Below are 12045 nucleotides of genomic sequence, written 5' to 3'. Positions count from 1 at the left end.
CCGCGCATCACTGCCAAGAGACTTAAAAAACAAAACAGCATCAAGGAGGAACGCCATGTCGCAAGAGACGCATCCTGATCCGATGGCCGATCCGATGGCAGGGTCCGTCGCCGGCCGCATGGGCCGGACCGGGCCGGCCGCCATGGCGCAGGGCGCTTGCGGATGGGAGACGCGCGTCCGCTGGCGCCAGCTTGTCCTGGGCGTCGTCGCGATGATGGCGATCTCCAGCCCGCAATATGTCTGGGCGCTTTTCGTCCAGCCGATGCTGAGCAGCTTCGACGTGTCGCTGTCGGCGCTCCAGGTGACCATCGCCCTGTTCAGCATCTTCCAGTGCGGCTTCGGCCCGATGCACGGCTATCTGGCCGAGAAGTTCACCCCGCGGCAGTTCGCCACCGTCGGCGGCCTGTTCGTCGCGGCGAGCTGGATGTCGTCGGCCTATGTGACCAGCCTGCCGGTCCTCTACGTCACCTACGGCGTCTTCAGCGGCATCGGCACCGGCATGATCTATGTCGCCGTCGTCGAGCTGATGACGCAGTGGTTCCCCGACCGCAGGGGCTTCGCCATCGGCATGGTCGCCGGCAGCTACGGCTTCGGTGCGATCGTCACCACCTTTCCGATCGATACCGCCATCAAGGCGATGGGGTATCAGAGCACGCTGCTGGTCTTCGGCGCGATCCTGGGCGTGATCTGCGTGCTGGCCGCGCAGGGGATGGCCCGGCCGCCCAAGGGCTACATGGCCGGCTTCCGGGCGGCGGCCGAGGCCAAGATGGCGGGCCTGCACAGCCATACCCCGCGGGAGATGCTGCGCACGCCGATCTTCTGGCTGCTGTTCGCGATGATGACGATGGTGGCGACCGGCGGCCTGATGGTCATCTCGCAGATCGGCGCCTTCGCCAAGGATTTCGGCATCACCAAGGACGTCATGGTGTTCGGCATGGCGGCCCTGCCCCTGGCGCTGACGGTGGACCGCGTCGCCAACGGGCTGACCCGCCCCTTCTTCGGCTGGGTGTCCGACCATCTCGGCCGTGAGAACACCATGGTCGTCGCCTTCGCGCTCGAGGGCCTGTCGATCCTGCTGCTGCTGAAGTTCGGCACCGACCCGCTGCTCTTCGTGCTGCTCACCGGCGTGGTGTTCTTCGGCTGGGGCGAAATCTATTCCCTGTTCCCGTCGCTGCTCGGCGACCTGTTCGGCCCGCGCCACGCCGCGAACAATTTCGGCTTCCTGCTGATCGCGACGGCGCTGGGCTCGATCCTGGGCGGACCGCTGGCCGCCCTGATCTACGAGCAGACCCAGTCCTGGCCGCTGGTCTTCACCCTGGTCAGCGTTCTCGACTTCTGCACCGCCGGGCTGGCGCTCTGCGTCCTCAAGCCGATGCGCCGGAGCTGGCTCGTCCGGCAGGACGGCGCACCGTCGGCGGCCGGGGCGACCGTCCTGCGCTGACCACCTGTCCGTACTCGTCCTGCGGAGCCGGACTGCGCAAGCCGGCTCCGCGGCACCTTTTCGGCATGAAGCAGCGAGACCTGACGGGAGCAGCGAACCACCATGAAAGTCCTGGGAATCTCCGGAAGCCTGCGGCAGGGCTCCCACAACACGGCATTGCTGCGCGCGGCGATGGAACTGGCACCCGACGGCATGACGATCGAGCCCTTCGACCTCTCGCCGATCCCGCTCTACAACGACGATGTGCGGCTCCAGGGCTATCCGCCGGATGTCGAGCGTCTCCGCACCAGGATCCGGCAGGCCGACGCACTGCTGTTCGTCACGCCGGAATACAACCGCTCCGTTCCAGGCGTGCTGAAGAACGCCATCGACTGGGCGTCGCGGGCGCCCGACCAGCCCTTCGACGGCAAGCCGGTCGCCATCATGGGCGCCAGCCTGAGCATGCTCGGGAGCGCCTTCGCCAACCATCACCTGCGCCAGATTCTGGTCTATCTCAATGCCCAGATGCTGAACGGGCCGGAGGTACTGGTCGGTAGCGCCGCCGGCAAGTTCGACGCACAGGGGCGCTTGACCGACGACGCCACGCGCAGCTTCGTCGCCGGCCATCTGTCGGGCTTGAAAAAGCTGGCCCTGCGGTTGAAAGCTTGAGGACGCCACCGCGGAAGGGACCAGGGGATGACGCCGTTCGTATACACCGGCCTGCCGACGCGGGTTGTTTTCGGCAGCGGCACGATGGCGCAGCTGGGAGCCGAACTGGACCGTCTCGGCTGTCGCCGGGCACTTCTGCTGGCCGGCCGCCGCCATCGCGCGGCCGCCGAGGCAGCGGCGGACGGCCGGGTCGGTGGCGTGTTCGAAGACGCAGCCATGCACACGCCGGTGGAGGTGACGGAGCGCGCGCTGTCGATGCTGCGGGCCATCGGGGCCGACTGCACCATCGCCGTCGGCGGTGGCTCCGCGGTCGGTTTGGGCAAGGCCATCGCGCTGCGCACCGACCTGCCGCAGATCGCCGTCCCGACCACCTATGCCGGTTCGGAAATGACGCCGATCCTCGGCCAGACGGAGAATGGACGCAAGACCACGCAACGCGGCGCCAAGATCCTTCCCGAAACCGTGATCTACGACGTCGACCTGACGCTGTCCCTGCCGCCGGCCCTGTCCGTCACCTCCGGCATCAACGCCATGGCCCATGCGGTGGAGGCGCTCTATGCCCAGGCCCGCAACCCGGTGACCTCCCTGATGGCCGAGGAGGGCATCCGTGCACTCGGCCGGGCATTGCCCCGCATCGTCGCCGACCCAGCCGATGTCGGTGCCCGCTCCGATGCGCTCTACGGTGCTTGGCTGTGCGGCATCTGCCTCGGAGCGGTCGGCATGGCCCTGCACCACAAGCTATGCCATGTGCTCGGCGGCAGCTTCGGTCTGCCCCATGCGGAAACCCATTCGGCCATACTGCCCCATGTCCTCGCCTACAACGCGCCGGCGGCCCCCGATGCCGCAGCCCGCATCGCGGCGGCGCTCGGGAAGACGGATGCCGCGCATGGCTTGTACGACCTGGCGGTTGGGCTGGGGGCGCCCTGCGCGCTGAAGGATCTGGGCATGCCGGAGAGTGGCATCGACGAGGTGGCTCTCCTTTCCATGAAGGAGTCCTATTGGAACCCACGCCCCTTCGACGAAGAGGCGATCCGCAAGCTCGTCGGTCGGGTCTGGGCCGGCTTGCCGCCCGACCGTTTGGAGGGGTGAGCCTCGCCCCAGAGCGGCAACCAAACTGTTAGGAATTATACCAAATTAAGTGCGTTGTTTTGTGGCCGTGGGGCGATGGTATAGTTCCACTCTGGATTTAAGTCGTTGCGGGTAATGGCGAGGGCGTCGATTTGGGCGTCGGAGACCTTGATGCTCTTGGCGTAGTCGGCAGTGTCGATTTCACAAGCGACCTTGAGACCGGTCTTGGTGGTGGTTGCGGCGATCAGCTCGACGATGGCGAGGCGGCTGGTCAGTGGTCGGGCGCGCCAGTTCTGCGAGATGTGGCAAAAGAGACGATGCTCGATCTTGTTCCATTTCGAGGTGCCCGGCGGGTAGCGGCAGACGCTGATGGTGAGGCCGGTTTCGTCGGCCAGCTTCTGCAACTCCACTTTCCACAGCCGGACCATTGGACATCGCCCAGGCGGCGGTCACCTACGACGGCATCGTCGATGTCGGCTTCACACGGAATTTTGCATCTTCGCAGGCTTATCGGGAGCAGTTCGGCAACAACCCGGACATCATTCCGAAAAAGTCTGAAGACGGCCTCGACTTCGTGATGCCGGACGTCAGGAATGGGCGCGGCGAGAGTGTCTATGACTGGCTCGGCTTCGAGGCCCGGCAGTTGATCCACGAGTTCGTCGACGAGGCACTGGCAGATCGCTCCGTCACGCTGGACATCCTCGCCTATGACCTCAATCTCCCCGATCTTCTCAAAAAGCTGGAGCGTTTCGGCGGACGATTGCGCGCGGTCATCGATGACTCCTCGTCCAGAGACGACGACGGCCATCCGAACGGCCACAACCTGCCCGCCAGTTGCGAAAGCCGCAGCGCCGACCAGCGAGCACCAGAACGGCGACCACCTGATCCTGATCGAGGACCGCAAGATCGCCACGGCCTACGCGATCGAGGCGATCTGCGTGTTCGACCATCTGCAGTTCCGCAATCGCATGTACGAGGCCGAGAAAGCAGGCAGGGTCGCCGGGGTCGCGGCCAAGCCGAACCCGCTGACGCTGCGCAAGCCGCGCGCCCTCAGCGGCGAGCCTGCCTGGTTCGAGCGATACTATGTCGACGGCAGTCAGGCGCAGCGGGACCGCCTGCTCTTCTCGCGCTGACCGCCATACCGCCGTCGGGCGCATCACAACGCCGCCCGTCCCTCCACCGACTGTCGGCCCGCAACCGACAATGCAGGAGATCCGCATGCCGCTCAGGAATTATTCCGCTTTGAAGGGGCGTCCGATCAACAACCGCCTGGCCACCGGCAGCAGCCCCCATTACCAGGTGCTGGTGTCGGAGAACGGCATACTGCACCGGATCGCCATCAATGTCCGGTCACAGGACGGCAGCGAGGTCCAGTTCCTGGTCCGGTCGCGCTTCGAGCATCCCATCACGGAAAAACTGGCCGCCCTGGGGGAGGGGCTGCATCCGGCGCCGAGCCGCCCGGACGGCATCGCCGTCGACTTCATCCGCGGCAACCTGATTCAGCCGTGGGAACTGAAGCCGCTGCCGCTTTCGGCCGCCGGCCCCGACAACGACCTGAACGAGAAGATCGACGCCTATGTCCAGCGCGCCATGTCGGACGAGAATGCCTGGCTCTATGCCCTCGGGGAGACCTGGGGACCCGAGGAGAACAAGGCGGACCGGTATTTCGGTTTCAAGCCGGGCCGCGGCATCCACGACATCCATATGAACCAGGGGAACCCGCCGGGCCGGTTCGCCGACGACAACGGCATTTTCCAGGACGGCGCTCTGTTCTTCCAGTTTCCGGACGACGCGCAGGGTGAGCAATGGGTGGCGGTTTTCCTGAAATTCCAGAGCCAGGCCTGGCATTCCGACGACGCGCTTGCGACGCCGGCCGTGCCGCCTGATCCGGAGCACAGGGGCGAGCCGCACGCGCCGATCCGCCGCGACCGCATCCCGCCACTCGATGTTCCCGACGGGCTCGTGCGCATCGTCGCGGCGCTGATCAACGACGTACGAACTCCGGAGCACGAGACGGTAACGCTGCTGAACACCGCGGATGTCACCGTTTCCCTCGACGGGTGGATGATCAAGGACAAGCATAAGAATGCGATGACGCTTGCCGGCGAGATCGCCCCGGGGGCGACGATGACCGTGCCGGTCGAGCAGCCCGTCGCCTTGTCCAATCGGGGCGGCATCATCACCCTGCTCGACGCCAAGGGTATCAAGGTCCATGGTGTCGCCTACACCAAGGCCGAGGCCAGCCAGCCCGGGCGGACCATCCCGTTCCAGAACTGACGGGCGTTGCCGGATCGGAACGAACACATGGGATCAGGCCGGGCTGGCCATCGCAGCCCGACCGGTCCGGAGTGCCGGTCTGGCTCTCTTGCAGCAGTTGGAACGGGAGAAGGATGGATGTCCCCACCTGACCTGACCACCTCCATCGACCGCTACGAAGCCGGTCTGCGGGCGCATTTCGGCACGGCGTTCCGCCCGGAGGACCTCGACCTCAAGCATGACAAGATGCGCCGAAGCGCCTTTCTTTTCTTGCGTGCGACCTGCTGGCGCTGGGCCGAATGCGCGGCGGTGCTCTGCCCCGACCTGATGGGGGCACCGTCGGTTGCCTCGGTCGGCGATGCCCATGCCGGCAATTTCGGCTTGTGGCGCGACGCCCAGTTCCGGCTGGTCTGGGGGATCAACGACTATGACGAGGCCGCCCGCCTGCCCTATGCGCTCGATCTGGTCCGGCTGTGCGCGAGCATACTGGTGGCGGACGATGGGCTGGACGCCGGTCAGGTGGCCGACACCCTCCTGGACTCCTACGCCGAGGCGCTGACGGCCCCGCAGCCGATCGTTCTGGAGGGTGATCGGCTCTGGCTGCGCGACCTGTTCGAGGCCACGAACGACGATCGTATCAAGTACTGGAACAAGCTCCGCGACGCGCAGCCCGCCCCGGTCGAACCGCCCGAATTCGAGGCGCCGCTGCTCGCGGCCCTGCCGGACGAACTGTCCGACCGGAAGATCGCGCCCCGCGCGGCCGGTGCCGGCAGTCTGGGACGGCCGCGCTTCGCAGCCTCCGGCATCCACCGCGGCGGACCGGTCGCCGCCGAAATCAAGGGCGTGATGCCATCCTGCTGGGTTGCGGGTCGGGAAGCGGGACTGGCGCAGCGCATGGCGACCGGGCAACACCGCTCGCCGGACCCCACGCTCGTCTATGGTACCGGCCATGCCGTCCGATGGCTGTCACCCAACGACCGCAAGCTCGACTTCGACGAGCTCGCGAAATCCCATCGCGACAAGCTGGTCGCCACGATGGCGGCCGAGCTGGCGGCGGTTCATGCCGCCGATGCCGACGTCCACGCCATCCACCGCCATCTCCGTCGGCAGCCGGAAGGCTGGCTCGCCGGCGCGGCACAGACTGGGGCCGACTGGACGGTCAAGGAATGGCACAGCTATCGCTGATCCATTTTGCAGGCCGATACGTCCCGATCCCGCGTAAACCAGCGGGTCGACTGCCGATCGGATCGGATCCTCGCGCCGCTTCACATCCAGATTGACCAGTAGGTCTCGATGCGGTCGAGGAAGCACTCCGTCCGTTCGGCGAAGACTTTTTCCCCCAGTGGAACGCTCTTCCGTTCCAGTCCAGCCTGACGCCGTTCGACAGCCGCCTTCAGGGACGGGACCGTGCCGTCGCCGAGATCCGCCTCCATTGCCGCCTGCAGCAGGACAGCGAGATCGTGATGGTCGCCCAGTCGCTCGCTGAGGTCCTCAAGCTCCTCGCCGAGACAGCTGAGCGGACCCGGCCAGACCGGCTGCATCAGACGGACCGTGTACCAGAGATTCTTGACCTGCTTGCGCCATTCATGGGCGGTCTCGAAGGTCTGGAACGCACCGTTCCGCATGGACCGGCCGGTCTGATAGATCCGGCGGAGGCCGGGGCGGAAGACGTCGAACCCTCGCTCCGAGATCGGTAGGTCGCCCGCCTCCGCTTGAGCGGAGCGCAACATGGCAACGATCGCTTCGAAACCCTCGGCGCTGTTGAGCTGCTCGGCCTCGATCCTGCGGCAACGCTCGACCAGATGCTCGCGGAACGCAGCGACGCCCTCGGTTTCCAGCTCATCCTGGGAGTGCGAGCGCAGTTTATCCAGTGATTGGATTATGACCGCGCTATCGCGAGCCCCGGCGAGCCCGCCCTGGGCATCCCGGATCGCCGTGTTCAGCCGCCGGAAGGCTTTGCCGCCCACGGCTCCGCGGGCGAGCCGCAGCGCGGCGCGGGCCTTCTTGCAGGACTTGCGAGCCTCATGCACCGCCTTATGCCGTGAAGAGCCGCCATCCTGCAGTGCATCGGCGGCCGCAGCGAGCTGTTCGCCGATGATCCGGCGCACGGCTGCATCGGAGGTCTCGTGCTGAACCAATTCATAACCCATGCCGGTGCTCGTCCTTTCCTCGCAATAGGTCCCTTTGGCCCGACGGCGGGAGGAATGTCTTGCCGTTCCCTCTCCATCACCCGGAGACAACAGGAGAGGGCGCGGGCGGTTGCAGCGATTGGTGGCTCCGGCGGGATTTGCCGTAGACCGGCCTATCGTTCCGCCACGCTTTGGGAATTCGGATAGGTGTTTCGCTCTTTGGCGCTCTTGCATCCAGCTGTCATCTGTTCGTCACCGTCGGCAAATACGATCCGCTTCCAAGAAAAAAGCATGAAAGCAACCCGGCTTTACTGAGCGATGGGGGTGGCATGCCACGGTCTTTTCTGGCTGTACTCGTGTGCCTGAGCGTGATGACGGTTGCACTGGCAAAAGCCGAGCCCATCATGGGGGCCGGATCGACCTTTGCCTTTCCCCTGCTGAGCCAGTGGGCCGAACACTTCCGAACGGCCGAGGCCGACGGCGACGATTTCCCGTCCCCGGACGGCGGGCTGGATTATGAGCCGGTCGGCTCTCTCGCCGGCACGATGCGGGTGATCGCCGGTGCGGTGGATTTCGCCGCTTCCGATGTGCCGCTCGACGGCGGGGACCTCGACCGCCACCGGCTGATGCAGTTCCCCGTCGCGATGGGCGGCATCGCGGTCGTCGCCAATCTCCCTGCCGCTCTTCCCGGATCCGGCGGCCATTCCCTGCGCCTCTCCGGCGCGGTGCTGGCCGACATCTATCTGGGAACCATCACCTCCTGGTCGCATCCCGCCCTCAAGACGCTCAATCCCGACCTTTCCCTGCCCGATGGACCGATCACCGTCGTCCATCGCAGTGAGGGGTCCGGAACCACCTACAATTTCGCCGCCTACCTCGCGCGGGCGAGCACCCCCTGGCGCAAGCGCGTCGGGGTCGACACCGAACTCCGCTGGCCGACCGGCACCGGCGTGCGTGGCAGCCAGGGCATCGTCGAGGCGGTCAAGGCGACGCCAGGTGCGATCGGCTATGTCGAGGCCGGGCAGGCGGCGCGGGCGGGATTGGCGATGGCGGAGATGGCCAACAGGGCCGGCAGGTTCGTCGCACCGTCCCACCGAACGGTCGAAACGGCCGCGACGAGCGCGGATTGGAGCCGGTCCCCTCATTTCACCCTGCTGCTGGCCGAGGCCGCCGATCCCGACGCCTATCCGGTCGCCGCCACCGTCTTCGCCCTGATGCCGCGGGACCGGATCGACAGCGGCCGGGGACGGCGTGTCCTGCGCTTCTTCGACGGGGCGCTGACACTGTGGCAGCAGGACGCCGCCGACCTCGGCTACGTGCCGCTGCCGGCTCCGCTGGTGGCCCTCGTCCGGGCATCCTGGAACTCGGCGCCTCCCGCCCGGTGATCGTCCAGTACGGGGCGTCGTCCCCAGGGCCAACCCGAATGCCGCGCGGAAGAACCACCCGCGACCGTCCGCTCCCGACAACCGAGCACGGCAAGGAAATCCATCATGCAGGTTGACGTCTTCACCCAGATCATCGTGCCGGTTCTCGGCGGGCTCGGCATTTTCATGCTGGGGCTGGAGTTCATGTCGAACGGCATCCAGGCGGTCGCCGTCAACAGGATGCGTGCCCTGCTCGCCACCTTCGCCGGAACCCCGGTGAAGGGCGTGCTGGCCGGCACCTTCATCACCGGCATCATCCAGTCCTCCACCGCGATGACGGTGATGACCGTCGGGCTGGTCAACGCCGGTGTGGTCGGGCTGCGCCCGGCGATCAGCGTCATCATGGGCGCCAACATCGGAACGACGCTCGGCAACGGGTTGATCGCGCTGCCGCTCGGTCCGCTCGGCCTGCTGCTGGCCGGCGTCTTCGCGCTCGTCCATATCTTCGCGAAGTCGGAGAAGACGAAGAACATCGCGCTCGCCTGCATGGGCTTCGCCCTGATCTTCTACGGCCTCAACCTGATGACCGGGGGGCTGCGTCCGCTGCGCGGGATGCCGGAGGTGATGTCGGCGATCTCGTCCCTGCAGGCGGAGAATTTCGGCGGACTGCTGGTCTGCGTCGCCACCGCGGCGCTGGTCACGGCGATGATCCACTCCTCTTCGGCCACCATCGGCATCGTCATGGGGCTGGGCTCCGCCGGCATCCTGGACTGGCAGACGGCGGTCGCCTTTTCGCTCGGCGCCGATCTCGGAACGACGATCACCTCCTGGCTCGCATCCCTGAACCTGTCGAAGAATGCCAAGCGCGCGGCCTATGCCCACATCAGCTTCAACATCATCGGCGTCTGCGTGACGATCCCGCTGTTCTTCCTCTCGATGGAGGTGCTGCGCTTCGCCATGCAGTGGTTCGGCGGAGACCCGTCGGTCCCGGTGATGGTGAACGGGAAGGAGACCTACCCGCTGGTGCCGGTCGCCATCGGCCTCTATTCGACCGTGTTCAACATCTTCAACGTGCTGCTGCTGTTCCCCTTCATCGGGGTGTTCGAACGGGTGCTGCGCCGCATCGGCCATGACTCCTCGGAAGATATCGAGGATTACTCGATGCCGCGGTATCTGACGGCCGACCGGCGTGGCGATCTCGCTGCCGGCGTCCCCGCCCTGCAGAAGGAGATCGCCCGCCATCTGGAGGCGAGCACGCTATTCCTCGCCATGGCGAGCGCCGCGCCCCACGCACCGAAGGACCCCGGCGCGCACCGTATGGCGATCAGCATTCTCAGCCGGAACATCGGCACCTTCGCCGCCACCCTGCTGAAGCCCAACCAGTCCTACCCGCAGGCGGACCTCGTCGCCAGCCTGGTCGAGGAGGCGGATTTCGCCGAGAGCCTCGGCGAAACGCTTCACCAAGTAGCCCTGCGCGTGAAGGAGGAAGATTTCTCCCCGCAGGGCCGGGAGCTGGTGTCCGGGCTGGTCGGCCGGCTGGACGAGGCGATGAGGGCGTTGCAACCGGGATCCTCCCAGCCTGTCGAAGCGGACCGCCGGGTCGAGGCGCTTGCCACGCTCCGCCGCACCTGCCTGACCCATGAGGGGCTGAGCCCGCGCGAGCGTGGGACGCTGCTCGGCCTGCTCGGCAGCGCCGAGCGCGCCTTCCTTCTGATCGAACGGCTGGACGGCGAGCGGCGGTCGGTCGACCGCAGCGGTGTGCTGTCGCAGATGCCGGTTGGCGACACCGCCCCCGACCTGGATCCGCGCCCGGCCCTCGCTTGACGGCCTCGCGGCTGGCGGGATCACGAAGGTCCCGCTCGCCACCATAACCGGAAAAATAGCTCCTCTGTCCAGGATTGTCCCATGAAAATGCTCCATGCCGCAGCCATCATCGGCGGCCTCGTCCTCAGCGTCCCTGCCGCGGCCCAGACCCCGCCCGCGCCGGACCTCGCCCGGCAATTTCCCGACCTGCTCGCGGAGGCTCGGAAGAAGGTCCCCTCCACCTCCGAGGTCGGCACCATCAACACCACCCTGTCCACCGCGGAGTGGGCCTGGAGCAAAGGCAACTGGAGAAACGCTGTTGGCTACCTGGATTTCGCCCGCGGACGCCTGGGCCTGAGCCTTATTGCGCCGGGCAAGACCGGGTAAACACGGCAGAACGCCTCCGACACCCTCCAACAACTGGCGTTCCAAACCTCGCCGATGGCGTCGCAGCGCAAGAGGATCGAGAAAGATGCAGGCGATCGACACTGGTCTGGATCAGGCGGCTCCGGCAGTCGGCTGCGAGGCTGTTGATGGCATGCCGCCACAGCCTGTGACGCATAGAGGGGAAAGCCGTAATCCGCGTGAACCGGCAAGCGATGCGATGCAGGGTCCGAGGTTCGTTCCTTCTCCGAACGATCTGCTGACTGAACTTCTCGAGCTTCGCAACGAGGTCAGTGCCGAGGGCCGGACGCTTTGTCGGCAGTGGAATGTGCGAGGTCGACGGCGGCGGTTCCGTGTTGGCGCCCTGAACTTGGCCCATTACCTCACGCTGCGCCATCGCGATCTGCGAGGACTCCAGGATGCGCTGATGACCTATGGGCTGTCGTCGCTGGGACGGCTGGAAGGGCGTGTTCTCGCCAATCTCGATGCGGTGATCGGCGCGTTGGCCGCGATATGCGGGACGATGCCGGTGCATCATCCAAGGCCCCGCGCCTTCTTCCGTGGCGAGCGCCTGTTGCGCGCCAACACCGACGAGCTTTTCGGCCCGGCGGCCGTCGGTCTCAGCCGGCCGGCCATCCTGGTGACCTTGCCGTCCGAGGCGGCCTCCAAGGCTGATTTCATGATCGCGCTGTTGCGCAATGGTGCGAATGCGGTGCGGATCAACTGCGCCCATGATGATCCGCAGAGTTGGGCGGCGATGATCCGCAACCTGCGTGCCGCCGAAGCTGCCACAGGACAGCGGGCAACCGTTCTCGCCGATCTGGCGGGCCCCAAGGTGCGCATCGGCCGGATCAGTGTCGGCCCGAACCGTGCGCGTCTGACCGCCGGTGACGAATTCCTGCTAGAGGCTGTTAGGGACTTGTAGGATGGCGACAGCTTTTCCGAGCATGAG

11 protein-coding genes and 1 pseudogene are annotated in these 12045 nt (G+C 66.3%); 10 read left to right on the top strand and 2 right to left on the bottom strand.

Annotated features, from left to right (window positions below; genetic code table 11):
* The first annotated feature begins 55 nt into the window (after positions 1-55).
* The 3 genes from oxlT to JHL17_RS07185 all read left to right on the top strand — a co-directional run bounded on the left by oxlT (position 56) and on the right by JHL17_RS07185 (position 3178).
* Positions 56-1441: an oxalate/formate MFS antiporter gene (oxlT, locus tag JHL17_RS07195; protein ID WP_200191531.1), complete on the top strand. Its 1386-nt coding sequence runs from the start codon at positions 56-58 to the stop codon at positions 1439-1441.
* A 102-nt stretch (positions 1442-1543) separates the two neighbouring features.
* Entirely contained in the window at positions 1544-2089 is a 546-nt protein-coding gene (locus JHL17_RS07190) for an NADPH-dependent FMN reductase (RefSeq protein WP_200191529.1), read from the top strand.
* Positions 2090-2116: 27 nt separating this feature from the next.
* Entirely contained in the window at positions 2117-3178 is a 1062-nt protein-coding gene (locus tag JHL17_RS07185) for a maleylacetate reductase (protein WP_200191527.1), read from the top strand.
* Between the two features lie 35 nt (positions 3179-3213).
* On the opposite strand, the pseudogene JHL17_RS07180 reads toward JHL17_RS07185, so the two are convergent.
* Positions 3214-3582, bottom strand: a pseudogene (locus JHL17_RS07180) (ISAzo13-like element transposase-related protein); the annotation flags it as partial.
* 282 nt (positions 3583-3864) lie between these two features.
* Here JHL17_RS07180 and JHL17_RS07175 point away from each other — a divergent pair.
* The 3 genes from JHL17_RS07175 to JHL17_RS07165 all read left to right on the top strand — a co-directional run bounded on the left by JHL17_RS07175 (position 3865) and on the right by JHL17_RS07165 (position 6598).
* Positions 3865-4290 (top strand): phospholipase D-like domain-containing protein, encoded by a 426-nt coding sequence (locus tag JHL17_RS07175; protein WP_200191523.1) that lies wholly within the window; start codon positions 3865-3867, stop codon positions 4288-4290.
* A gap of 85 nt (positions 4291-4375) precedes the next feature.
* On the top strand, positions 4376-5434 hold the full coding sequence (locus JHL17_RS07170) for a DUF2278 family protein (RefSeq protein WP_200191521.1): 1059 nt from the start codon (positions 4376-4378) through the stop codon (positions 5432-5434).
* 117 nt (positions 5435-5551) lie between these two features.
* Positions 5552-6598, top strand: coding sequence for a DUF2252 family protein (locus JHL17_RS07165; RefSeq protein WP_200191519.1), 1047 nt, complete (start codon positions 5552-5554; stop codon positions 6596-6598).
* Positions 6599-6678: 80 nt separating this feature from the next.
* Here the strand turns inward: JHL17_RS07165 and JHL17_RS07160 are convergent, their stop codons facing one another.
* A complete protein-coding gene (locus JHL17_RS07160) occupies positions 6679-7563 on the bottom strand; it encodes a CHAD domain-containing protein (RefSeq protein WP_200191517.1) in 885 nt (294 codons plus the stop codon).
* 350 nt (positions 7564-7913) lie between these two features.
* Here JHL17_RS07160 and pstS point away from each other — a divergent pair, with 350 nt between their 5' ends.
* From pstS to JHL17_RS07140, 4 genes are all read left to right on the top strand, one after another.
* Complete coding sequence (gene pstS / locus JHL17_RS07155; RefSeq protein WP_200191515.1) at positions 7914-8927, top strand: phosphate ABC transporter substrate-binding protein PstS; 1014 nt, start codon at positions 7914-7916, stop codon at positions 8925-8927.
* A 105-nt stretch (positions 8928-9032) separates the two neighbouring features.
* Entirely contained in the window at positions 9033-10730 is a 1698-nt protein-coding gene (locus JHL17_RS07150) for a Na/Pi cotransporter family protein (RefSeq protein ID WP_200191513.1), read from the top strand.
* An 81-nt stretch (positions 10731-10811) separates the two neighbouring features.
* Positions 10812-11096 carry a hypothetical protein gene (locus JHL17_RS07145; RefSeq protein WP_200191511.1) on the top strand — a complete coding sequence of 95 codons (285 nt, stop codon included), beginning with the start codon at positions 10812-10814 and terminating at the stop codon, positions 11094-11096.
* Between the two features lie 85 nt (positions 11097-11181).
* Complete coding sequence (locus JHL17_RS07140) at positions 11182-12018, top strand: pyruvate kinase (RefSeq protein ID WP_247893374.1); 837 nt, start codon at positions 11182-11184, stop codon at positions 12016-12018.
* Positions 12019-12045 lie beyond the last annotated feature (27 nt).

This window comes from Azospirillum endophyticum (assembly GCF_016595245.1).
Taxonomy (GTDB): domain Bacteria; phylum Pseudomonadota; class Alphaproteobacteria; order Azospirillales; family Azospirillaceae; genus Azospirillum; species Azospirillum endophyticum.
The sequence above is the reverse complement of the archived record's forward strand: the minus strand, read 5'-3'. Positions and strand labels throughout refer to the sequence as shown.